This window comes from Bacteroides sp. (assembly GCF_029057325.1).
GTDB lineage: Bacteria > Bacteroidota > Bacteroidia > Bacteroidales > Bacteroidaceae > Bacteroides.
Window position 1 is genome coordinate 29,483 of sequence record NZ_JAICZW010000161.1, and the last position, 24,046, is coordinate 53,528.

Below are 24,046 nucleotides of genomic sequence, written 5' to 3' on the forward strand. Positions count from 1 at the left end.
GCCCGATTTACATCATTTCGGATAACGCCCAATACTATCACAACAAGGATTTGTGGGAATGGGCAGAGGAAACGAATTTCTTTTTGACTATAAAAGAAGCATGGAGCAAGCGGGCTCCTTCCATTTATTGATTTATTCTTTACAAAAACGGCTTTTGAAATCACGGTGCTACATGTTGTTACCCTCAGTCGTTATCTGAGGTAGCCTCAGTCGTTATTTGAGGCAGCCTCAGTCGTTACTTGAGGTAGTCTCAGTCGTTACCTTTCCCTACCCCTTCCAGAAGTACTCCTGGAGCTGTTTTTTTGTTGAGAAATGAGAAAACTGCGATTTTTCGCATTTTTTGGCGTGGAATGATATTTTTTTACATTTTATGGCTTTCGCAATCGGTAAAAAGCAATCTTTCCGGCTCATCCGGCATTTGGAGTGATAATCGGGCTTTCAGCCCGCTAATGATAGAAAGCGTCATTGTGCTCCATCACTCGTAGCCAAAGGCGCCATGATGAAGAGGACATGAAAGAGGGCTGTCATGCGCTGGACGCGGTGGATATGGCGTACAGCGCATGAGCTGTTTATAGAAGATGGATGGAAGTCAGCGTATTCTTAGGCTGCTGCGTTGTCTCAATCTTTTCCTTCAAGTACTCATAGAAAGTATATTGCGAGCGTACCTTCTCCTTTTTGCGATGCGTTGATTTCCATTGGTTTTTCAAATGGTCGTCCACGAAGCAGGCTTTCCGTTTGTCGGCCAGCTGTATGGAGAGCAGGTCGATGAGTTCCTGCTTCAAGTCCGGGTCAAGGATAGGGGTCACGGCTTCGATGCGACGATATAGGTTGCGGCGCATCCAGTCCGGTGAACCGAGGAAGAGTTTGGGCTTTCCGCTGTTGCCGAAGTACCAGATGCGAGCATGCTCCAGGAAGGTGTCCACGATGCGTGTCACGCGGATGTTGCGGCTGTATTCCTGCCCGGGGATAAGGCAGCAGATGCCACGGACAATGAGGTCAATTTCTACGCCTGCCTGCGAGGCTTCGTAGAGGCGCTCTATCATGGCCGGATCTTGTAGGGCGTTCATCTTTAGGATGATGCGACCCTGTTGGCCTTGTCGTGTCAGTTCTATTTCATGGTCGATGAGGCGGTTCAACTCCGGTATCAGGTTGAAGCGAGCTACGAGCAGGCGGTGGAACACTGGGTTCTTCTTGCCTTGCAGTGTGCGGAACAGGTTGTGCAGGTCGTTTACGATAACCGGGTTGCAGGTGAACAGGCCGCTGTCGGCGTAGAGGGTGGCGGTCTTTTCGTTGAAGTTTCCGGTGCTGATATAGGCGTAGCTTGTCAGTTTGCATCCTTGGGGGGTGCGGCGTAATACGAGAGCCACTTTGGCATGCACTTTCAGGCCCGGTATGCTGAAGATGATGTTGATGCCGGCGGCTTTCATCATTTCGGCGGTGGCCAGGTTGTTCTCTTCGTCGAAACGGGCTTTCAGCTCTACGAACACAGTGACCTTTTTCCCATTCTGTGCGGCGGCTATCAGGGTGTTGATGACGGTGGAGTTTTCGGCCACGCGATATTGGGTCACCATGATTTCGTGCACTGTGGGGTCGTGCACCGCTTCGTATAGGAAGTGGATGAAATGGTCGAAGGAGTGGTAGGGGTAGTGTAGCAGCAAGTCCTTCTTCTCCACGTAGCGGAAGATGGATTCGTGTTCGTCCAGGCAGGTCAGCTTCATGGATTGCGGTTTTCTAATGGGTGGGATGCTCGGATTGGGGTTGGGCAGATGCCGCAAGTCCTCCATGTTGAGGTGTTTGTCGCCCGGTACCAGTTCTCGCCGGTCTATGTGGTAGGCGTTTACCAGGAAGTCGAGGAAGTCGTCGGGCATGGCGCGGTCGTACACGAAACGGCAGACGGCGCCTATCTTGCGTTTCTTCACTTTCTTCTTCACTTGTTCGATGATTTCGGAGGTGTTGGCGGCGTTGTCTATCAGGATGTCCGCATCGCGCGAAATTTTGATACAGTAGCTGCTGTCCACTTCATAGCCGGGGAAGATGATGTCCAGGTTGGCCTTGATGATGTCTTCGATGAACATCAGGTAGTAGTTTTTCCCTACCTTGGGCAGTTGGATGAAACGGGGTACCTTGCTGTAGGGCAGTTTCATCACGAAGTATTCGGGAGAAAGTTGACGAGAGGAAGGATTGACAACTTTTCCTTCATCGACTTTCGGAAACAGCCGTACTGCCAGATACAACCGGTTGTCGCGCAGGAAGGAGATGACCTTGTCCTTGCTTACGGGTACCGGGGCGAGGTAGGGGAATATCTCTTCGCGGAAGAAGTTGTGTACAAACTCCTTGTGGAAGGGTTCCACATTGCGGCTCTGATAGAAGATGATGTGTTGTTTCCGTAGGGCAGGTAGTATCTTCTTTTCATAGATGCGCACGCGGTCTTCCAGTTGGCGGTTGACTTCTTGGTTGATTTCGTCCACCAGTTCGGTTGCAGACTGCATGGTCTCTTCATCGCTTTGCGAGGCTCCGTTGGCTATCGCTTTGTGGTCGGCTACGCGTATCTTGTAGAACTCTTCCAGATTGGAGGAGTATATGGAGATGAAGTTGATTCGTTCGTATAGCGGTAGTGTTTCGTCTTCAGCCTCCAGCAGTACGCGGTAGTTGAAAGAGAGCCAGCTGATGTCACGTTTAAAATATCTGTTTTCCATGGTGTGAATATGAGTATTCTCCCCAAATATACTTACCTTTGCCGGATAAACAAAGAAAAGTATGACAAAAGTTGGTTTACTATCCGATACGCACGGCTATTGGGATGAGAAATACCTGCAATACTTCGAGCCGTGCGATGAAATATGGCACGTAGGCGACATCGGTTCGCTGGAAGTGGCACAGAAATTAGAAGCTTTTCGTCCTTTCCGTGCTGTGTATGGCAACATCGACGGGCAGGAAATCCGGCAGATTTATCCGCAGACGCTCCGCTTCACAGTGGACGGGGCGGAAGTGTTGATGAAGCATATAGGCGGCTATCCCGGCAATTACGACCCTTCTATCAAAGGCAGTATTTTGGTGCATCCGCCCAAGCTGTTTATAAGCGGACATTCCCATATCCTGAAGGTGCTGTATGATAAGACATTGGGGCTCCTGCACATCAATCCGGGTGCTGCTGGCAAATATGGCTTCCACCAAGTGCGCACCATGGTACGTTTCGCCATAGATAACGGTACGTTCAAGGATTTGGAAGTGATAGAACTGGCGGGATAACGGGGTTGGGAGGCAATCACGGCCGCTTGAAAGAGTGCTTATCTTTTGTAATATCGCCGGTAGATTTCCTTATATTCTTTTCCTTTCTTGAAGGACTTCAACCAAGTATTGAGGCTGTCCAAAAGGATGGGGGAGTGCTTGCTTACGCCCCAAGAGTAAAACTGCGTGAAGCTGATGGCGGTGTTGATGTCTATTTGAGGAATGCTGTCGGTTGCCGCGCGGGCGATGCTTTCATCGCACACGGCATAGTCAATGTCGCCATGGGCTACCAATGCTATCAGTTGCTCGGAACCATATTTCTCTATCTCTTTAATGTAGATGGTATCGCCTATCTCATCTCCCAAGTGCCGGATGCGCAGGGAGGAGGGAGAACCTTTCACAACATGCAGTGTCTTTCCGGCTAAGTCCAGTTGGTTTTTGATAAATAAGGATGAGTCGGAAGCGGTTTCCGGTTTGCGTTGCACCAGCACTTGCTTGCTCAGCACGATGGGAGTGGTGAGCAGCAAGGAATCTTTCAGCTCACTGGTGGCAAGGATGCTGTTGGCAATCATATCGTATCTTCCTTCGGCCAGGCCTTCCAGTCGTTTGTTGAAACTCATTTCCGGTAAGATGCTGGCTACCAGTCCGTGGTCGCGGGCAAAGGCTTCAATCAGTTCATAATGAAAACCGGCGAAGGTGTCATTGTCTATGTAGAAACCGATGGAGTTGTATTCGGTCGAAGTGCGTATGATGCCTTCGGCGGCTATTTCGGCATAGTCGCGCGGAGCGTTTTGCACCTTTTTCCGCTTCGGAAGAAGAAAATTTGCAATGAGTGTGCCGGCAATTATCAGGATGATGACACAGAGTATTCTGTTTTTGTTCATACAGCTAACATTTAGTCATAGAAGTTCCATGAGAGGCCAATCTTGAACAAACGCGGATTGATGGGGTAGTGGGGAGCTAAGAAATAGTTCGCTTTTCCCATACCGGCATTGACGTGATACATCATGGCAAAGATGCGTGTCCGTTTCAGATGCAGATTGGCGTAAACGTTCACAATCGGATAACCGCCAATCTCTACCTGGTCTTCCGAAGATTGAAGGTGGAACTGCTGTATGCCGGGAGCGTATGCGGGGGCATTGTACTTGCTGAAGTACCGGACATCGGCACCTAATTGTACGGTTAATACCTTTTTGGCGAGTTTCGTCAGCAGGTAGAGGTTGTGGTAGAGTGAAAGTTGCGGCAATGGAAGCACCGTTTCATTGCTTGTCTTCTGCCAGGTCACTTCATTGTCCAGATGGAGTATTCCCAAGCGGAAGTCCTGTTTCAGGGTAGCGGACAGCACTTGGATGTTGTCGCCGCATTGTTCAGGAGTAGCGCTCTGGTTGAAGTAGGTGTAATGCTTGATGTTCTCTATGCCGGCGCGGAGGTTGGTTCCCCAGCGGTTGATATTCAGTTCGCCTTCCACACGTGTACGGAATTCTTTGTTCATGTCGTCATAATCCCAGTTGTAGTGGTTGGAGTGATAATGGCGCATGTAGAAGGAGGGCAGTGTATTGTTAATATATCCTCGTGCGTAGAAGTTGACGGTATCTTTTCCCAGACGGAAGTTCAGGTCTAAATGAGCGTTGATGCGGAATTGTCCGATTGCCTTGTCCATCAAACCGGCTTCACCGTTTATGTTGTAATGCAGCAGCCTCCCTTCACGTTTGGCGAGTTCGCCTCCTACGAATACCTCCTGTTCGGTGTAGCGTATGCGGCGCATATCTGTGGTTATGTCGGTATTCATTAAGTCGTATCGGCTGAACTTATGCGATATATAAGCCGTCAGTCCTGCTTTGGCATATTTGTTGAAGCCTTCCAACAGGGCGATTCCGAATATGTTCTTTACGCTGAGCGCTGTGGTGGAGTCGTTGCTTTGGTGTTCATTAAGTGTGTAGTCATTAGGGAAGAAGCCTTCTGGTTCGTTTCCCGAATGGAACCGATGCCGTGTTCGTTCCACCTTGAAGGTATGGATGAAGCTGGTGACAGGAATGAATTCTTCCGTGTCAAGTGTGTCTTGTGGCATATTTGTTACGGAGGAGAGACTGTCGTTGGCTATGCGGCTGTCAATGGCTGCAATGGTTTTCCCGGATTGGCTTTCTTTTATTTCCCGGGTGGTTTTGGTGAATCCAAGCCGGTATCGTTGGGTCAGGTAAACGTAAAAATCTTTGTTACGATTGGAGGTTTGTTCCAGTCTGACAGGAATAGTGGTTGATTCGTATTCTTTCTTTCCTCCTGACATGTTTTCGGGGCGGGTGATGTACTGGTCGTCGGCGATACCGCCGTTTTCGTTCATCTTCAGGAAGAAGTTGTTGTAGATGGCTTGTATCTGATATTTCTCTCCGATATAGCTTCCGAACAGTCCTGCATTGAAGTGTGAGGTGGATTGGTTTTGATAATATCCACGCCCGTACAGGTAATCGATGTTGAAGCCGAAGGCCAATTGTTTGTTGGCATTGACGGAGAAGTAGGACTTGAAACGTTCCTCTCCGTTAATCTTGTTTCCTGCTTTGTAATAGGTCAGGTTGGTATAAGGGATGTTGCTGTTTGTGAACATCAGTTGGTCCGGTCGGACAAAAAAACTGGAGAAAGGTTCCATAAAGATGTTGGAATCCTGTGTATTCCGTTCAAAGAACAGACGTGAAAGGCGTGGGGAGCCTAAATTTCCCAGATAGTTGTAATGACCGGTTACCCCTTCCATGAGGTTGCTGTTTTGGAAATTGAGGTTGGCGGTGTCGACAGGCATAATGGTGCGGTCACCCAGTTTCTCGCTCAATTGCCACATGTAAAGCTTGGGAGGAAGACTTTGTATTTCCGTGTTGGTGCTGTCTTCCAGATTGTCCGGTTGGGTACTCGGGTCTATCTGATTGCCGAACCTGTCGCGGTTGTTTATCGGATTTAGGGTGTTTTGCGCCATGCTTCCCCCTATTCCAATAACGGATAAAATGATATATGTCAGTACGATTCGTCTCATAATTAGGCGCAAAGATACAATAAAAAATGTTTGCTTACTGAGACTGCTCCTATTATTTTAGAGGAGTTATCGGGAGTTAAAGGGAATTATCATTTCGTTTCGCTCCGTTAGGAGTTAAAGGCCAATAGTATTGCGATAGATAAAATATCGGCCGATAACTTCTTTTGACTTCTGAATAACTCCCGATAAGTCCTCCTTTTTTACTTCATCTCCTGAATCAGTTCCATTCCTTTCTTGATGGCCTCTTCGTTCATCGGAATCAAGTGGTGATGGCGTTCGGGGAGTGTCTTCTTCAGACCTTTGAGCACACTCTCCAATGTGACCATGGGTTTCAGTTTCAGCAATCCGCCCAATACAATCATGTTGAATGCCTTGGCGTTGTCCATCTCGTTGGCGGCATCCATGGCATCAATGCGATAGACCTTGATGTCCTTGCGCGTAGGCGGATGGATGATACCATAACCGTCATAGATGAGCACACCGCCGGGTTTTACCTTGCTTTCAAATTTCTCCAATGAGGGTTGGTTCAAGATGATGGCGGCATCGTATGTGCTGAGAATAGGCGAGGATATTTTCTCATCGCTTACGATGACTGTCACATTGGCTGTTCCACCACGTTGCTCCGGTCCGTATGCCGGCATCCAGGTCACTTCCTTGTTTTCCATCAGTCCGGAATAGGCCAAAATCTTTCCCATGGACAATACTCCTTGTCCACCGAAGCCTGCTATAATGATTTCTTCTTTCATAATTCTAATGTGCTAATTATTTATCCTTCAAGTCACCCAGCGGATAGAACGGGAACATGTTCTCTTCCATCCACTTATTCGCCTTTTCGGGCGACATTTTCCAACCGGAGTTGCAGGTAGAGACGATTTCCACGAGGTTGGAGCCTTTGCCTGCCATTGAGTTTTCGAATGCCTTGCGGATGGCTTTCTTCGCTTTGCGGATGGCGGGAACGGACTGCACGCTCTGGCGGGTGACGTAAGCCGTACCTTCCAGTTGGGCGGCGATGTCTGCCATTTTCAGTGGATAGCCATGCAAATGTGTATCGCGGCCATAGGGGCAGGTGGCTGTCTTCATGCCGACGAGGGTGGTGGGTGCCATTTGTCCTCCGGTCATGCCGTAAATGGCGTTGTTGATGAAGATGATGGTGATGTTTTCACCACGGTTCAGGGCGTGGATGGTTTCGGCAGTACCGATGCAAGCCAAGTCGCCATCGCCTTGATACGTAAATACCAGACGGTCTGGCCAAAGGCGTTTGATGGCAGTGGCAAGAGCGGGCGCACGTCCGTGAGCGGCTTCCTGCCAATCGATGTCTAAATAGTTGTAGATGAACACGGCACATCCCACGGGAGAGATGCCTATCGCTTTTTCTTCCATCCCCATTTCTTCGATAACCTCGGCAATGAGTTTGTGAACCACACCATGGCTGCATCCCGGGCAGTAGTGCATGGGATTATCGTTCATCAGAGTCGGTTTCTTTGCAACCAGATTCTCAGGTTTGATAATATCTTCTTTTGTCATAATTTTACGCTTTAGAGTTCTTTTCCTTGAAAAAGTATCAGTTCATGAACCGTATGAAATATTCCATCAACTTGACGAAGATGGCTGCGCCACACACATAGATGAAGAGCGTGAAGTCATCTTTGGCTACGAAATAGGTGACTATGGACGCGACAGCCAGTATCAAAAAGAGGGTGTTAAGCACGGTTCTTATTTTGTAGGAATCCATATTACATTATTCTATTAAAGATTTCAAAGCGGCTACAATCTCGTCCGGGTCAGGCACGATACCACCTAAGCGACCGAAATGTTCTACTTTCACTTTACCGTTGACTGCAAGGCGAACATCTTCAATCATCTGTCCGGCATTCAGTTCCGTTACAAGCATGCCTTTCACCTTGTCGGCGTATGCGGCGATGGCTTTGGTGGGGAATGGCCATAAGGTGATGGGGCGGAGTATGCCGACCTTGATGCCTTCTTCGCGTGCCATTTCCATAGCTTTTTGTCCGATGCGTGCCATGGAGCCGAAGGCTACAATCAGGTATTCGGCATCATCGCAATGGATTTCCTCGAAGCGCACTTCGTTCTCCTCTATCAGTTTGTATTTGGCCTGAAAGCGAAGGTTGTTCTTTTCCATCTCTTCCGGTTTCAGTTCCAATGAGGTGATGATGTTGGGATTGCGGCCGTTGGTTTTGCCGGTAGTGGCCCACGGACATTGTTCGATGACTTCCGCATCGGTGCGGCGCGGCTTCTGTGCCGGAAGCACCACCTTTTCCATCATCTGTCCGATGACACCGTCGGCAAGGATGATGGCGGGGTTGCGATACTTGAAGGCAAGCTCAAATGCCAATCCTACGAAGTCTGCCATTTCTTGTACAGAAGCCGGAGCAAGAGCTATCAGACGGTAGTCGCCGTGACCGCCACCTTTCACGGTCTGGAAGTAATCGGCCTGGCTCGGTTGGATGGTTCCCAGACCGGGACCGCCGCGCATCACGTTCACAATCAAGCAAGGCAATTCGGCTCCAGCCAAATAAGAGATTCCTTCCTGTTTCAGACTGACACCGGGACTGGAGGAGGAGGTCATCACCATTTTACCACTTCCGGCACCGCCATATACCATATTGATGGCTGCCACTTCACTTTCTGCCTGAAGCACCACCATGCCGGTCGTTTCCCAGGGCTTCAGTTCGGCAAGGGTTTCCAACACCTCCGATTGCGGAGTGATGGGATATCCGAAGTAACCGTCCGCACCGCAGCGGATGGCTGCGTGTGCGATGGCTTCGTTTCCTTTCATTAATACAACTTCTTCTGCCATATTCTTCTGATTTTATTCAACTTTTACTTTATATACGGAAATACATCCGTCGGGACATACGGTTGCGCAGGATGCACATCCGTTGCATTTATCTTCTATGAATTGTTGGGCGTAATTATACCCTTTCATATTCACCTCTTTGGCGAGGGAAATCACGTTGAGCGGACAGGCAACCACACACAAGTTGCAGCCTTTGCAACGTTCGGTGTCCACTACGATTGCTCCTTTGATTTTTGCCATAATTCTCTATTTATTGATTATACATGTCTTTGTTGTAGAAGTTCAGGATGTCCATCATCATCTGATGGGCGTGTCGGGCAGGACTTTCCGGGTTCAGGTCGATGGCATACCGATAGTTGTTCAGTGCCTGCTGCCAGTTGCCTTGCTTCCGATAGGCGTTTCCTCGCAGGTAGTATGCCTCGTCTTTACGGGGAAATTCGGTTTGCAGCATTTGGTCAAGCTGCCGTATAGCCTCTTCCACTCTTCCTTGGTTGATAAGCTCTTTGATGGTATTCAGTTGCTCCATATCATACTGAGTTCGGATTATCAATTCACAAAGATAGTTTTTATTTGGAGACTATGCGCATCTTTCGGTGTAAAAAATAAGAAAATGACTGAAAGGAAAAGCCCGAAGCCATAAAGTATTCTTACAGAATGTCATGGCTTCGGGCTTGTCTTTAAATAGATGTGCCTGCGCTACTTTACAAGCTTTCGCTCATAAGGTGGCTTTTGTGAGTAATGTCTTTGTCCCTTTTTTGTCAGGCAATGTGTACCGGTATCTTTTCAATCCGTCTCTGATGGCGTCCGCCTTCAAAATCCGTATTGAAGAATTCCTCCATTATCTTGTCGGCTTCTTCGGTACTGATGAAGCGTCCCGGCATCGAAAGTACGTTGGCATCATTGTGCTGGCGTGCCAAATGGGCGATTTCAGGTGTCCAGCAGAGTGCTGCACGGATGCCTTGATGTTTGTTCAACGTCATGCTGATGCCTTCACCGCTTCCGCAGATGGCGATTCCCGGATAGCATTCGCCGGCTTCCACTGCTTGGGCCAGTGCATGGGCAAAGTCGGGATAGTCGCAACTGTCGGTAGAGTATGTACCGAAATCTTTGTAAGCCCAACCTTTTGCTTCCAACCACCCGCGAATATGTTCCTTTAATTCAAATCCTGCGTGGTCGGAACAGATTCCTATTGTTTTCATGATGGTAATGTGCTAATGTGATTATTATAGCATTGCTTTTACTTGTTTATATACGTTTTCGGCCGTAAAGCCCAACTTCTCGTCCAATACTTTATAAGGTGCGGAGAAACCGAAGGACTCCAATCCCCAAATTTTGCCGTTGGCTCCGACCAGTCCTTGCAATGTGACAGGCAATCCGGCTGTCAGACCGAATACTTTCGCACCGTTTGGAATAACGCTCTCTTGGTATTCCGGACTCTGGTTACGGAACAAGCCTTCGGAGGGGACAGATACGATACGTACCTTTACGCCATCCTTGCGCAGCAATTCCGTGCCGGCAACCAGAGTAGAGACTTCTGAGCCGGAAGCTACCAGAATCACATCCGGATTTTCGTCAGAACCAGTCACGATGTAAGCTCCTTTGGAGGCCTGTTCGTAATCGTTGCCAGCGGGCAGGTTGGCGACGGTCTGGCGGGAGAAAATCAAGCCGGTAGGGGTTGACATGTTCTCCATGGCGAGTTTCCAGGCGATGGTGGTCTCTTCCACGTCTGCCGGGCGGAGTACCAACATGGAGTTGTGTCCCTTGTGATTTTTCAGTTTTTCCATCAGGCGGATTTGGATTTCTTGCTCCACAGGCTCATGGGTAGGACCATCTTCACCTACGCGAAAAGCATCGTGTGTCCAGATAAACTTGATGGGTATTTCCATCAGGGCAGCCATACGTATGGCAGGTTTCATGTAGTCGGAGAATACAAAGAAGGTTCCGCAAGCCGGGATAATACCTCCATGCAGTGCCATACCGATGCAGCAGCATGCCATTGTCAGCTCGGCAACACCGGCTTGGAAGAAGGCACCGGTGAAGTCGCCTTTCGCGAAGGCGTGTGTTTTCTTCAGGAAGCCGTCGGTCTTGTCCGAATTGGAGAGGTCGGCGGAAGCCACAATCATGTTTTCCACCTTTGTGGCGAGTAAGCCGAGCACGGTAGCCGATGCGGCACGGGTAGCGGCACCTGCTTTTTGTTCGATGGAAGTCCAGTCTATTTCAGGAAGTTTGCCGGAGAAGAACTGTTCCAGTTTGGCCGCTTTTTCCGGATTGGCCTTTGCCCATGCGGCTTTGATGGCATACTTCTCGGCCATGATTTCTTTCAGCTCGGCAGCACGTTTGGCGTATAGTTCCGCCACTTCGGGGAAGATGACGAACGGATTGGCCGGGTCACCACCCAGATTCTTGACAGTGTTAGTATATGCGTCACCGCCCAAAGGGGCACCGTGGGTAGCGCAGTTGGCTTCGTAGCTGCTGCCGTCTGCCTTGCGGGCACCTTTTCCCATCACGGTATGGCCGATGATAAGAGTCGGACGATCGTTTTCAGCTTTAGCCTCATTCAGTGCGCTGCGGATGGCATCGGGGTCATTGCCGTTTATCGTGATTACTTTCCAGCCCCATGCCTCGTATTTCTTGGCGGTATCTTCGATGGTTACATCTTTTGTCTCTGTAGAAAGTTGGATGTCGTTGGCATCATAGAACATGATAAGGTTGTCCAAGCCCAATGCGCCTGCGATACGGCCGGCACCTTGTGAGATCTCTTCTTGTATGCCACCGTCCGAGATATAAGCATAGATGGTCTGTGGCATAACCTCTTCAAAGCGTGCCTTCATGAATTTGGCCGCGATGGCTGCACCAACGGCAAACGTATGACCCTGTCCCAACGGACCGGAAGTATTCTCAATGCCACGCATGATGTTGCGTTCGGGGTGTCCCGGAGTGGGGCTTCCCCATTGGCGGAACGCTTTCAACTCATCGATGGTGAATTTGCCGGTCAGTGCCAGTGTGGAATAAAGCATCGGTGACATGTGTCCCGGGTCAAGAAAGAAGCGGTCACGACCTTCCCATGCCGGGTTTTCGGGATCATATACCAAGAACTCGGAGAAAAGTACGTTTATAAAGTCTGCTCCTCCCATGGCGCCACCGGGGTGTCCGGAGTTGGCTTTTTCTACCATGGATACAGCCAGGATACGGATGTTATCCGCTGCACGGTTCATAAGTTTGTTGTCGTTCATATCGTTTTTATTTAATTTTGAATTTATTAAAAAGAGCGTCTCGTTCTTTCTTTTGCAAAGATAACTCTTTATGTTTGATTAGCAACATTGTATGGGCCTCTTTTTTATTATAGGATTATGGCTTTGGCCTGTAAGGAGTTTAGAATTAGAGGGAGTTATCGTGTTGAAGGAGTTATCGTGTTGGAGGAGTTATCGGGAGTTAGAAGCCGATAGTTCTGCTTACACAAGGAGGAATATCGGCCTTTATCCCGATGCCTCCCCCAATAAAACTCCTTCAAATGAAAAAACGTGTTTAAAAAAAAACAGGAGGTGCAACACACACCTCCTGTCTGAATTCTTAATTATACTGGAATCGATTATTCCAATCTGCGGGCACCGTCGCTGATGACAACATCGTAGATTTTCGGGCTTCTGCCGAATTTCTCTTTGAATTTGTCTTTTGCGTTTTCGATGAACGTGTTATACAGCTCTTCTTTTACCAGGTTGATGGTACAGCCGCCGAAACCGCCACCCATTACGCGTGAACCGGTTACGCCGCAATCGAAAGCGAGGTCGTTCAAGAAGTCCAATTCTTCGCAGCTTACTTCGTACAGCTTGCTCATGCCATGGTGTGTCTCATACATCTTTTGGCCGACGGTTTCATAGTCACCTCTTTCCAGCGCGTCGCATACATCAAGTACGCGTTGAATCTCTTCGATGACATATTCCGCACGCATGAAGTCTTCTTCGCTGATGTCGGCTTTTGCTTCGTTCAGCATTTCCATGTTGACGTCACGCAGGAACTCTACATGCGGATGCTTCTTCTGAACGGCGGCAACAGCGGCTTCGCAGCTTTGGCGGCGCTTGTTGTAGGCAGAAGAGGCAAGCTCGTGCTTCACTACAGAATCTACGAGTACCAGACGGTAGCCCTTCGGATCAAACGGGAAGTATTGGTATTCCAATGAACGGCAATCCAGACGGATGAGGCTTCCTGCCTTGCCGAATACGGAAGCAAACTGGTCCATGATACCGCAGTTCACACCGCAATAGTTGTGTTCGGTAGCTTGTCCCACCTTAGCCAATTCAAACTTGTCGATTTTGTTGTCACCAAACAGGTCGTTTATGGCGTAAGCGTAAGTGCTTTCCAAAGCGGCGGAAGAGGACATACCGGCACCCAGAGGCACATCGCCTGCGAAAGCGGTATTGAATCCTTTTACGTCCACACCGCGTTTCATCATTTCCCGGCATACTCCGAAGATGTATCTAGCCCAGCTGGCGCGGGGAGCGTCTTCTTCGTTCAGGCCAAACTCTACATAGTCCTTCAGGTCGATGGAGTAGGCTTTTACTATATCAGTGCCGTTCGGTTTGATTTCGGCCACCATTCCTTTGTCGATTGCTCCGGGGAATACAAAACCGCCATTATAATCAGTGTGTTCGCCAATGAGGTTGATGCGACCCGGAGAAGCGTAAACTGCTCCTGTAGTTCCGTCAAAGTGCTTGATGAAACGACTTCTTACGTATTCTATATCCATGATATTAAAATTTTATAAGGTGAATAACTAGGATTCTTGATTATTTTTTAGTGTTGATTCTTGAACCAACCAATGCGTAGAACAAAAGGTAAACAGCACAGAATACCACTACCCAGAAGCTGTTGATGTAGCCGAATGCGTCTGCTACGGAAGCCTGGATTGCCATCATTACGGCGCAACCGAATACCATTGTCATAAAAATACCGCTGGCGATAGCCGTATATTTGCCAAGACCTTCAACAGCCATATTGAAGATAGCACCCCACATAACGGATGTGCAAAGGCCAACCAGCAGGAATGAGAAGATACCCATAGGAATAGGTGCCCAAATAACTTCAAGTTTACCCCAATCCACACCGGGGAAGCTGACTTGTGTGTCGGGTGCAAACATACCGAAGAGTACCAAAAGGATGGTGATGGTAGAAACGGTAGTGATCATGGTGCGTGCGCTTACCTTGTTACCGATGCTTGCACCTACGAAACGGCCGATGAGCATCATGAACCAATATACTGCTACAATCATACCTGCTGTGCCGGCAGCGATTCCACAATCTGAAATCAGATAGAGGTTCACAAAGTTGGGAACACCCACTTCGATACCCATATAAAGGAAAATACCCAGCGTACCGAGAGCGAAGTGACGGTAGCTCATGGCTCCCTTGATAAGAGAAACTTCAACAGGAGCCTGTTCGGGTTCTTCGATCTTGGTGAAGAGGATAACGATGAATGCAATCACAAAGATGGCAAGGGCAATCATCAGGGCGGGAGTAGCGTCCGCGATTTTAGCTTTGGTAGCATCTGCAATCAAAGCACCCATCAGGATGTAGCAAGCCACGGCAGCGGTAGAGTTGAATACACCACCGATTTGAATCAGCTGGTTACCTTTGTTACCGCCACCACCAAGAAGGTTGAGCATGGGGTTTACAACGCAGTTGAGGATACACATGCAGAGACCTGAGATGAAAGCACCCACGAGGTAAACGCCGAATACGAGGCCGAGATTGGCCTGCGCATCCAATTGGCCGCTGTACCACTGAATCAGAATGCCGACCATGCCGACAATAAGTCCGATAAGTGCTGTTTTCTTGTAGCCGTACTTGGCGATGAGCATACCTGCCGGGATACCCATAATCAGGTAGGCCACAAAGTTTCCGTAGTTGCCGATTTGAGCGAGTACGTTAGAAATTTCGCCTTGGTTTTTGATAATAGTTGCCATCGGTGTACACAGGTTCGTCACGAAAGCAATCATTGCAAAGAGTGCAATCATGATAATGATGGCTCCCCATTGTTTTTTTTGTTGACTCATGATAATTGAAATGTTGAATTTTTATTAATAAATTTATGATTATTCTTGTACGCCGAATTTGTAAACCGTTATTTGCTGGTACTCGTCGCCCGGTAGCAGTACGGCCGACGGGAAGTGCGTCTTGTTGGGCGTGTCGGGGAAGCATTGTGCTTCAAAGCAGACGGCGCTTCTTGCCGGGAAGGTGGCTCCGTGTGCGCCTTCAAAGCCGCCGAGCCAGTTGCCGGTATAGAGCTGTACGCCGTTTTCGGTGGTATAGACCTCCATGGTGCGTCCGCTGTTCGGTTCCACGCAAGTGGCGGCCAGGCTCAATTCGCCCATTTCTGTTTTGTTCAGCACATAGCAGTGATCGTAGCCTGTGCCGTTTACCAGCTGGGGATGCTTTTCGTCAATGCGTTCGCCGATGGTGTGGGGCGTGCGGAAGTCCATGGGGGTGCCTTCCACTTTCAGAATCTCGCCGGTAGGTATGGATACTTCATCAATGGGGACATAGAAATCGGCATTGATGGTAAGTATGTTGTTCAGTACGGTAGGAGTGGGGGTGCCGATACCGGCCAGGTTGAAGAAGCCGTGGTTGGTCAGATTGACAATGGTGGCTTTGTCGGTAGTGGCGCGGTATTCCATGACCAGGGCGTTGGTGTCATCTTCCAGCCGGTAGGTCATTTCCACTTCCAGTTTTCCGGGAAAACCCTCTTCGCCATCGGCGGAGGTGTAGTTGAAGATGACGGTTGACGGGTCCGGCTGGGTGGCGTCCCATACACGGGCATGGAAGCCGGTCGGACCACCGTGCAGCGAGTTGGGGCCGTTATTGATGGTCAGCTCGTGCTCCTCGCCGTACAGGGTGAATTTTCCTTTGGCTATTCGGTTGCCGTAGCGGCCGATGGTGGTGTTCAAGAAAGGTTCCGGACTGTTGATGACGTGGTCGATGCTGTCATGTCCTAATATCACGTTGGCGTAGTTGCCGTTTTTGTCGGGTACCATGATGGAAAGGATGGCGCATCCATAGTTTGTTACTGCCACTTCCATCCCTTGGGCGTTTTTCAGGATATACAAATCCGTCTTTTTATTGTCTATTTCCCTTTGGAAATCTTCTTGTCTCAAACCGGACAAGTTATTTTCTGCGGTTGTAGTGTTTATCATAATTTGGGGTATCAATTAAATTTCTTGCAAATAAAAAGAAATTCTTTCGTTTCCCCAAGTAAAAAGAAAAGAATGTGGCGAACATTTTAGGAAAGTTTAGCGTTTAACAAATGGAAGGCAAATTGATATTTTTTGTATGTTTGTCCCCATAATCTTAAAAACACACATTTTTAATAGAAAGTTTTAATTAGAAAAACGAATGTATCCTTTAAAATTTGAGCCTGTTTTGAAGCAAACGCTTTGGGGAGGCGACAAGATCATTCCATTCAAACATTTGAATGAAACCCTTGCCAATGTGGGCGAGAGCTGGGAAGTGTCGGCTGTAGAAGGCAGCGAGTCTGTAGTGGCCAATGGTGCCGACAAGGGATTGACTCTGCCGGAAATGGTCCGGAGGTATAAGGAAGAGCTGGTGGGAGAGGCCAACTATGCCCGCTTCGGCACGAAGTTTCCTTTGCTGATAAAGTTCATTGACGCGAAGCAGGATTTGTCCATCCAGGTGCATCCCGGGGATGAGTTGGCTAAGAAGCGCCACAACAGTTTCGGCAAAAATGAAATGTGGTATGTTGTTTCTGCCGACAAGGGAGCCAAGCTGATTTCCGGCTTTGCAGAACAGATTACTCCGAAAGAGTATAAGGAGAGGGTATATAATGGCACATTTGCCGAAGTGTTGCAGACCAGCGATGTGGCGGCGGGTGATGTGTTTTATGTTCCTGCCGGACGTGTGCACGGAATCGGTGCGGGGGCTTTTGTGGCCGAGATACAGCAGACTTCGGACATTACGTATCGCATCTTCGACTACAACCGCAAGGACAAGGATGGCAAGACGCGTGAATTGCATACCAGCCAGGCGATTGATGCCATCAACTTCGCGGATGTGCAGGATGATTTCCGCACAAACTACGAACGTGTGCAGAACGAGCCTGTGGAAATGGTGGCAAGTCCCTATTTCACCACCTCCATTTATGATATGACGGAAGAGATTACCTGCGACTATTCGGAATTGGACTCGTTCGTTATCCTCATCTGTGTGGAAGGTGCCTGTCGCATCACGGACAACGAAAAGAATGAGATTACCGTGCAGGCGGGCGAAACGATTCTGCTTCCGGCTACTACGCAAGAAGTGACCATCGTGCCGGACGGCAGTGTGAAGTTGCTTGAAACTTACGTCTGATTTTCTCTAAAAAGCCTATGTAGTTACATTCTTCAGAAGCAGATGGCGCAGATAATGCGGATTTTTTCCTTGATTTATCTGTGTTATCTGCTTCTTTATGAAATGCATTCAATGATATGATATTGCATTGTTTGTATCACGGAAAATAATATGTAGGTGTGCAGGATAATAATGAGATGATAGATTTTAGGCACGGATTACATGGATTTCACGGGTTCATTAAGAAGAAAACCGTGTAAATCCGTGCAATCCGTGCCTAAAAGAAAGCGAGAGGCATGTTTTGACACGCCTGCATTGTTTGAAATGTAAGCCTAAATACGATGTATCATAGTAAAGGCCTGCTTTCCTATTTCTTCTTCCTGAACATCCTTCTGAAACTTCGCATCAGTTTCACCCCCACCATCACACCGTCAAAAATCGCCATGCCGGTATTGAATGTTCTCATTACGGCATTGGTCTTGTCTTTTGCGGGCTCCAGTGGAGCGAAAATCTCATGCGCGAGTGTGGTCATTACCTCTTTTTGCCGGTTGAGCTGTTTGCGCAGTTCGGCTTTTTGTGCGGCAATGCTTTCCAATGTAGCGGGAATGTGGTTGAGGGTATTATCCATCGGAGTTTCGATTTAGTTGGTTGTGTCATCTAAAAACAGGCCTGCAATCAGTTTCACGGTCGGGTCGATAATCAGCTTTTTGCGGAACATGACGAGCAATACGATGAGCAGGATGTGGAAAAGCGCAATGACGGCAAAACTCATCATCAGCCCGCCTACCAGCGGTGCCAGCACATAGACCAGCGTGAACGACAGGTGAAACAGAACCACTACGCCAAGCACGATGACCAGTAGTACCAGCAGAAGCGTGGAAAGCAGTTTGGAGAGCTTTTCGGCAACTTCCAGTTTGGTATATTCTTTTTGCAGTTCCAGATACTTCTTGAATTCCAGGAACAATTGCTGTATGTTTTCGATGCTTTTATCAGTTGCGAACATAGTGGCTCTGTTTTTAAGTTCTTACTCGGCTACTTCACCTTTGATTTCGGATGCGATTTCATCCACCAGGTCTTTCATCTCGTTGTGATTCAGGCGGATGCCTTTCTTGCGCAGAATGTCTGCGATTTTACTACGGGTATCTTCTCCCTTTTCAGGAGCGAATAAAATACCAAAAGCCGCGCCTACTGCCGCGCCGCCCAAAAAAGCTGCCAATACATTTAATCCTTTCATAATGTTTCCTTTCTTTTTTTAGAGGTTCATACAGCAAAGCTAACAATTATTTTCAAGGAATTGTTCATGCCACCTTTCTTTTTTTTGAAAATATCGTGCCGCCTTTTCTTAAAAGTTTGCTACTTCGTAGTATTTGAAGAAGTAGTAAAATGCCACTTTATGCCATTTCGTAAGATCTTTGTCACCCGACAAAATAGAGGAGAGGGTGCATTTGTCAATGCCTGTATAGTTGCTCAGGTGTTTGGCTTTGATACTTAGTTTCTCCATACGGTTTTTGAGCCAAGTGACAGTGATGTTGTCGATGTCTTTTCGGTCGAAGTTGACAGCCGAAACCGTCAGCTTCCAATCTTCGGGAATCTCACCCTTGAACATTTCGCGTACACGATCGGCCAGTTCCTTTTTGGAGAGGAACTTGCCGTTGACTAAATCTTTTTGTTCGGCGCGTACTATCAGACGGCCTTCTTCGTATGAAACTATTTCAACGACGATGTGTGCCATACGGCGATACTGCTTAGCGAATTCTTCAAGTCGCTTTTTAACCTCGGCAGTAAGAGGAAGTGATTCTAAATTTTTCATAATGTCATCTATTTACGATTTGACAATCGGGTTGTTGTTTGCTTTTTTTTAAGTAGGGGATATACTCCCACCAAATCACAATTTGATAAGTCTTAGCTCTCTTAAGTCGAAAATAGCAATCTGCTTGTTTTTACGCCCGAATTGCTTGGCTTCTTCAAGGTTGGTGAAAATTCGGATGCTGTCAAAGTAGAATTGCTCATTCTCTTCGTTCAGCCATCCGCCGACCTTCTTTTCGTGGCTTAAAGCATGGTTAAGAACTCTTTTCAGCCCTTCTTCTCCGAAACTGTCTTGTGTGTCGAAGTAGGCGACCGAAATACCTTTTGTGACCTTTTTTAAGGTTGTCAGGTCAACCGTGAATCCCAAAGGATTCTCCTTGGCTATCTCGAGAATAGCCGAAATTAAATGTTCCATAATGTAAAGAACTTATGCGGACGTCACCCGCGTTTGTCATGACTATGCAAATATAGTCAAAAGTTTGCTACTGGCAAACTTTTAAGGCCGTTTTTTGCCTTGAAATCATTGTCGCTACACGGCTCTTTAAAGTTTGTTTTCATTTTTCAGACGCGGATTGAGCGGATTGGGCGGATTATTTATGTAGCTGATAAAAATAAAATCCGCTTTATCCGCTCAATCCGCGTCTGGAAAATGTGCTTATGCAAGCTTATCATTGCTTCGGCGCATTCTCAACGAAAAATCATAATTGTTTACACGATATATCTCATTCCTCCAAAATACCTTTCTCCCTGTTTTTTCTTTCCGCGTCTCATCCGGCTCTTTTCTGCTCCATAGTTTCTTCGGTGTTTCTTCGGACGTTCTTCGGACATTCTTCGGTCCTAGGGAGTGGAGTTTGTCCGAAGAACGTCCGAAGCCGAATAGGCCCTGGTAGGGGTGGGACAGGAAGCGGATAGGGAGAACCGCGTAGAAAAGGGGGGAAGGCCATTTTTTCACCGGAATCGGCCGGCTGCGAAAATGAGTCATGAAAATGTTTTACATTCCTTTCGGGGCGCGTGAAGCGTCCGGCTCAATGCCCCTCTCGCATCCGTTGGCAATTGGTCAATCCATTCGCAGGATATTTCGGTTTGACTATAACTCCTTCTAATTCCTTTCAATGAAGCCGGGTGAAAGAATCACGGCTCTTTCATTGAAAGTCGTTTTCATTTTTCAGATGCGGATTTAACGGATTGGACGGATTATTTATTCAGTTGATAAAAATAAAATCCGCTTTATCCGCTCAATCCGCGTCTGAAAAATAAGTGTAAGTCCTAAATGAAAGATCCGTGGTGGTGAAAGAATAAAGTTTTTGCAGATTATTCTTTGACAGGTGGCGAAATTTCTATTAATTTGCCGTCTGAAAGTGCGGTGGCTGAAAAATCAGGGCACTTGCGTGAAAATTTGATAGCGGATAGAAATAGTATAATCAATAAAAATAATCTGAAAATGAAAAAATTAGCTGTATTGGGAATGGGCGTATGTATCGCTTTGGCATTCTCTTCTTGCAAATCAAGTGAAAGTGCTTATAAGAAAGCATACGAAAAGGCTAAACAGCAGGAGTTGGCTGAGCCGCAGCAGACGGAACCTGTTGTACAGGAAGTGGCCGCCCCTGTAGAAGTAAAGGTGGTAGAAAGCGCGCCGGTGGGTGTACGTCAGGAGAAGGTGACCGTTGTATCCGGCGGAGTATTGAAGAAGTTCAGCGTGGTTTGCGGAGCATACAGCGTGAAAGCCAATGCCGAAGGCGTAAAAGGAACATTGGTGAATGAGAATTATGCGGCAATGGTGGTTTACAATGCGGAACGCAACCTGTATCGGGTGGTTATCGGCACCTTTGATGACCGCGCGTCGGCAGAAAGCTTGCGTGACTCGTTCAAGGCGCAACACCCCTCGAATGCCGACTATCAGAAGGCTTGGCTGCTGTATAGCGCCGAATGATAGAGTCGGACGGATTGCCCGAAAGTCTTGTCATCGCTTACGTAATGGTATGATTTTAGGCACGGATTATACGGATTTCACGGAATTCTTAAAGAAAAAAAACGTGTAAATCCGTGCAATCCGTGCCTAAATTATTAGAGGTGAACAGTATTGGATGGTCAATTTCAGGAGTTATAGTGAGTTAAAAGGAGTTATAAAAGATTGCTTGAAAACTTTTTGGCTTGAAAAAGTTTTAATTTTGCATCCTCTCTTTGAGAAGAGGTTAACAAAGATGCAAGTTGACAAGACTGCAAGGAGAAACGGGCCGGAGTTCTACCGGCATCCCCTGTACAAAACAGGCAGTCGGAAGAGCCTTGCCCACTTGTTTACTTGTTCACTGAAAGCAAGTGCAAGAACTTGCGAAACTTGAAATGATAAGTATGGAACAACAATATATATTGAATGCGATAGATGCCGCCTTGCAGGCTGGCGAACAGATACTTTCCATTTACAATGACCCTGCATCGGATTTTCAGATAGAAAAGAAGGCGGATAACTCTCCGCTGACCATCGCCGACCGTAAGGCGCATGAAACGATCAGCCGCTTTTTGAGTGATACGCCTTTTCCTTTGCTGAGCGAAGAGGGGAAGCGTCTGCCTTATTCGGAGCGTCGGGCATGGGAGACCTTGTGGATTGTGGACCCGCTGGACGGCACGAAGGAGTTCATCAAACGGAACGGCGAATTTACGGTGAACATCGCTTTGGTGCACCGTGCGGTACCGGTCATGGGGGTTATCTACGTGCCGGTGAAGAAGGAGTTGTATTTCGGATCGGATGACGGGGGAGCTTACAAGCTTTCGGGCATCACGGCCCGTGACGGAATGTCTTGGGAAGAACTGGTGGCAAAGGCGTTCCGGTTGCCTGAAACGACCGTACGCGACCGGTTTGTCGTGGTCGCTTCCCGTTCGCATCTGACACCGGAAACGGAGGCCTACATCGACGAGGTGAAGCGTACGCATGCGGACGTGGAGCTGATTTCAAGCGGAAGCTCCATCAAGATTTGCCAGGTTGCTGAAGGCAAGGCCGATGTCTATCCCCGTTTCGCACCTACGATGGAGTGGGACACGGCGGCGGGGCACGCCATCGCGCGGGCGGCCGGTATGGAGATCTATCAGGCCGGCAAGGAAGAACCTTTGCGCTATAATAAAGAAGATTTGCTGAATCCTTGGTTCATCGTGGAAGCCAAGCATGCAGTCACAGCTAAAACATCCTTTTCCTTATGACGTTCGAGATAGTATTTGTATTGCTTGCCTTGTTGGGCATGGTGGTTGCTCTGGTGATGGACAAAATGCGCCCGGGCATGGTGCTGTTCACGGTAGTGGTGCTGTTTCTTTGTGCCGGTATCCTGACCCCGAAGGAGATGCTGGAGGGGTTCAGTAACAAGGGGATGATAACGGTTGCCATGCTGTTTCTAGTGAGCGAGGGCATCCGGCAGTCGGGTGCTTTGGGGCAAATCATCAAGAAGTTGCTTCCACAGGGCAAAACTACGGTTTTCAAGGCGCAGTTTCGCATGTTGCCCACCATTGCCTTCATTTCTGCGTTTCTGAACAATACGCCGGTGGTGGTTATTTTTGCTCCCATCATCAAGCGTTGGGCGAAGTCGGTCCGGCTGCCGGCTACCAAGTTCCTGATTCCCCTTTCCTACGTGACGGTGCTGGGAGGCATCTGTACGCTGATAGGCACTTCCACCAATCTGGTGGTGCATGGCATGATTCTGGAGGCAGGGTACGAGGGCTTTACCATGTTTGAGCTGGGCAAGGTGGGCATCTTCATTGCCATTGCGGGCATCCTCTACCTGTTTGCCTTCTCTTCGCGATTGCTGCCCGATGTCCGCACGGATGGTGTGAAGGAAGAAAGCGACGAGGCGGAGGATAACGATCTTCTGCATCCCGTGGAAGCCGTGCTGGGTGCTCGTTTTCCCGGCATCAATAAGAAAACAGGCGACTTCGACTTCAAGCGTCACTACGGTGCCGAGGTGAAGGAGATTAAACGCAACGGACAGCGCATTGTGGGCGAGGCGCTGGAAGGCGAATACTTCCGCGAAGGCGACACGCTGGTGGTGCTGGCGGACGACTCCTTTGTGAAGACATGGGGAGAGTCGTCTGTGTTCGTGTTGCTTGCCAACGGCAAGGATACGGAACCGGTGGCGGGAAGAGGAAAGCGTTGGTTTGCGCTGACGCTGCTGGTGCTGATGATTACCGGTGCTACTGTGGGCGAACTGCCGGTGGTGAAAGAGGCGTTCCCCGGCATCAAGCTGGATATGTTCTTCTTTGTTTCCATCACCACCATCATCATGGCGTGGACGAAGATGTTTCCGGCACGTAAATACACCAAATACATCTCCTGGGACATTCTGATAACCATAGCCTGTGCCTTTGCCATCAGCAAGGCGATGGGCAATTCGGGAGTGGCGGATGTGGTGGCGCGGTTCATCATCGGCATGAGCGACCACTACGGTCCCCACGTGTTGCTGGCGGCGATGTTCATCATTACCAACCTCTTCACGGAGCTGATAACCAACAATGCGGCGGCGGCGCTTGCCTTTCCACTGGCGCTTTCCATTTCGGCGCAGATGGGGGTAAGTCCGATGCCTTTCTTCGTGGTGATTTGCATGGGGGCGTCGGCAAGTTTTTCCACGCCCATCGGCTATCAGACCAACCTGATAGTGCAGGGTATTGGTAACTACAAGTTTACGGACTTCGTCCGCATCGGTTTGCCGCTGAACATCATCTCCTTCCTGATTTCCGTGTTCCTGATACCGTTAATCTGGCCGTTCTGAAAGAGGAAAAGAAATGATGGCAATTTGAATAAATTAGGCACAGATTACACGGATTTACACGGTTTTTTCTTTAAGTAATCCGTGAAATCCGTG

General features: G+C 48.4%; 24 protein-coding genes. 5 read left to right on the forward strand and 19 right to left on the reverse strand.

Annotation, left to right across the window (positions count from 1 at the left end; all coding sequences use genetic code 11):
- Positions 1 to 569 precede the first annotated feature (569 nt).
- Positions 570 to 2,696, reverse strand: a complete 2,127-nt coding sequence (locus K2G43_RS10450; RefSeq protein ID WP_300154925.1) for an RNA degradosome polyphosphate kinase — start codon at positions 2,694 to 2,696, stop codon at positions 570 to 572.
- A gap of 61 nt (positions 2,697 to 2,757) precedes the next feature.
- Between K2G43_RS10450 and K2G43_RS10455 the strand changes: the two genes are divergently transcribed.
- Complete coding sequence (locus K2G43_RS10455) at positions 2,758 to 3,249, forward strand: metallophosphoesterase family protein (RefSeq protein WP_297643266.1); 492 nt, start codon at positions 2,758 to 2,760, stop codon at positions 3,247 to 3,249.
- Positions 3,250 to 3,287: 38 nt separating this feature from the next.
- Here the strand turns inward: K2G43_RS10455 and K2G43_RS10460 are convergent, their stop codons facing one another.
- The 13 genes from K2G43_RS10460 to K2G43_RS10520 form a co-directional block, all read right to left on the reverse strand.
- Positions 3,288 to 4,112 (reverse strand): transporter substrate-binding domain-containing protein, encoded by an 825-nt coding sequence (locus K2G43_RS10460; protein ID WP_297643267.1) that lies wholly within the window; start codon positions 4,110 to 4,112, stop codon positions 3,288 to 3,290.
- Between the two features lie 11 nt (positions 4,113 to 4,123).
- Positions 4,124 to 6,244, reverse strand: a complete 2,121-nt coding sequence (locus tag K2G43_RS10465) for a putative porin (protein ID WP_300154930.1) — start codon at positions 6,242 to 6,244, stop codon at positions 4,124 to 4,126.
- A 200-nt stretch (positions 6,245 to 6,444) separates the two neighbouring features.
- Positions 6,445 to 6,990 carry a 2-oxoacid:acceptor oxidoreductase family protein gene (locus K2G43_RS10470; protein WP_297643271.1) on the reverse strand — a complete coding sequence of 182 codons (546 nt, stop codon included), beginning with the start codon at positions 6,988 to 6,990 and terminating at the stop codon, positions 6,445 to 6,447.
- 16 nt (positions 6,991 to 7,006) lie between these two features.
- Entirely contained in the window at positions 7,007 to 7,768 is a 762-nt protein-coding gene (locus K2G43_RS10475; protein WP_297643273.1) for a thiamine pyrophosphate-dependent enzyme, read from the reverse strand.
- A gap of 37 nt (positions 7,769 to 7,805) precedes the next feature.
- Positions 7,806 to 7,976 (reverse strand): hypothetical protein, encoded by a 171-nt coding sequence (locus tag K2G43_RS10480; protein WP_297643275.1) that lies wholly within the window; start codon positions 7,974 to 7,976, stop codon positions 7,806 to 7,808.
- Between the two features lie 6 nt (positions 7,977 to 7,982).
- On the reverse strand, positions 7,983 to 9,062 hold the full coding sequence (locus K2G43_RS10485; protein ID WP_297643277.1) for a 3-methyl-2-oxobutanoate dehydrogenase subunit VorB: 1,080 nt from the start codon (positions 9,060 to 9,062) through the stop codon (positions 7,983 to 7,985).
- A 12-nt stretch (positions 9,063 to 9,074) separates the two neighbouring features.
- Positions 9,075 to 9,302, reverse strand: coding sequence for a ferredoxin family protein (locus K2G43_RS10490; protein WP_297643280.1), 228 nt, complete (start codon positions 9,300 to 9,302; stop codon positions 9,075 to 9,077).
- 10 nt (positions 9,303 to 9,312) lie between these two features.
- On the reverse strand, positions 9,313 to 9,588 hold the full coding sequence (locus K2G43_RS10495; protein WP_297643282.1) for a tetratricopeptide repeat protein: 276 nt from the start codon (positions 9,586 to 9,588) through the stop codon (positions 9,313 to 9,315).
- A 232-nt stretch (positions 9,589 to 9,820) separates the two neighbouring features.
- A complete protein-coding gene (rpiB, locus tag K2G43_RS10500; protein WP_297643284.1) occupies positions 9,821 to 10,261 on the reverse strand; it encodes a ribose 5-phosphate isomerase B in 441 nt (146 codons plus the stop codon).
- Positions 10,262 to 10,285: 24 nt separating this feature from the next.
- On the reverse strand, positions 10,286 to 12,295 hold the full coding sequence (locus K2G43_RS10505) for a transketolase (RefSeq protein WP_297643286.1): 2,010 nt from the start codon (positions 12,293 to 12,295) through the stop codon (positions 10,286 to 10,288).
- Positions 12,296 to 12,651: 356 nt separating this feature from the next.
- Complete coding sequence (galK, locus tag K2G43_RS10510; protein ID WP_297643287.1) at positions 12,652 to 13,806, reverse strand: galactokinase; 1,155 nt, start codon at positions 13,804 to 13,806, stop codon at positions 12,652 to 12,654.
- Positions 13,807 to 13,846: 40 nt separating this feature from the next.
- A complete protein-coding gene (locus K2G43_RS10515) occupies positions 13,847 to 15,112 on the reverse strand; it encodes an MFS transporter (RefSeq protein ID WP_297643288.1) in 1,266 nt (421 codons plus the stop codon).
- Between the two features lie 39 nt (positions 15,113 to 15,151).
- The gene (locus tag K2G43_RS10520; protein WP_297643319.1) at positions 15,152 to 16,249 is read right to left on the reverse strand and encodes an aldose epimerase family protein; all 1,098 of its coding nucleotides are present in this window, start codon (positions 16,247 to 16,249) and stop codon (positions 15,152 to 15,154) included.
- Between the two features lie 199 nt (positions 16,250 to 16,448).
- Here K2G43_RS10520 and K2G43_RS10525 point away from each other — a divergent pair, with 199 nt between their 5' ends.
- Entirely contained in the window at positions 16,449 to 17,420 is a 972-nt protein-coding gene (locus K2G43_RS10525; protein WP_297643321.1) for a type I phosphomannose isomerase catalytic subunit, read from the forward strand.
- Between the two features lie 346 nt (positions 17,421 to 17,766).
- Here K2G43_RS10525 and K2G43_RS10530 read toward each other — a convergent pair whose 3' ends face one another.
- From K2G43_RS10530 to K2G43_RS10550, 5 genes are all read right to left on the reverse strand, one after another.
- On the reverse strand, positions 17,767 to 18,027 hold the full coding sequence (locus K2G43_RS10530) for a hypothetical protein (protein ID WP_297643322.1): 261 nt from the start codon (positions 18,025 to 18,027) through the stop codon (positions 17,767 to 17,769).
- Between the two features lie 12 nt (positions 18,028 to 18,039).
- Positions 18,040 to 18,402 (reverse strand): phage holin family protein, encoded by a 363-nt coding sequence (locus tag K2G43_RS10535; protein ID WP_297643324.1) that lies wholly within the window; start codon positions 18,400 to 18,402, stop codon positions 18,040 to 18,042.
- Between the two features lie 21 nt (positions 18,403 to 18,423).
- Complete coding sequence (locus K2G43_RS10540) at positions 18,424 to 18,633, reverse strand: YtxH domain-containing protein (RefSeq protein WP_297643327.1); 210 nt, start codon at positions 18,631 to 18,633, stop codon at positions 18,424 to 18,426.
- A gap of 108 nt (positions 18,634 to 18,741) precedes the next feature.
- Entirely contained in the window at positions 18,742 to 19,209 is a 468-nt protein-coding gene (locus tag K2G43_RS10545) for a hypothetical protein (RefSeq protein WP_297643329.1), read from the reverse strand.
- A 75-nt stretch (positions 19,210 to 19,284) separates the two neighbouring features.
- A complete protein-coding gene (locus K2G43_RS10550; protein ID WP_300154942.1) occupies positions 19,285 to 19,620 on the reverse strand; it encodes a hypothetical protein in 336 nt (111 codons plus the stop codon).
- A gap of 1,026 nt (positions 19,621 to 20,646) precedes the next feature.
- Here K2G43_RS10550 and K2G43_RS10555 point away from each other — a divergent pair.
- From K2G43_RS10555 to K2G43_RS10565, 3 genes are all read left to right on the forward strand, one after another.
- Positions 20,647 to 21,135, forward strand: a complete 489-nt coding sequence (locus K2G43_RS10555) for an SPOR domain-containing protein (protein ID WP_300154945.1) — start codon at positions 20,647 to 20,649, stop codon at positions 21,133 to 21,135.
- A 419-nt stretch (positions 21,136 to 21,554) separates the two neighbouring features.
- Positions 21,555 to 22,397 carry a 3'(2'),5'-bisphosphate nucleotidase CysQ gene (cysQ, locus tag K2G43_RS10560; protein ID WP_297643334.1) on the forward strand — a complete coding sequence of 281 codons (843 nt, stop codon included), beginning with the start codon at positions 21,555 to 21,557 and terminating at the stop codon, positions 22,395 to 22,397.
- A complete protein-coding gene (locus tag K2G43_RS10565; protein WP_297643336.1) occupies positions 22,394 to 23,953 on the forward strand; it encodes an SLC13 family permease in 1,560 nt (519 codons plus the stop codon). The genes cysQ and K2G43_RS10565 overlap by 4 nt, the downstream gene beginning before the upstream one ends.
- Positions 23,954 to 24,046 lie beyond the last annotated feature (93 nt).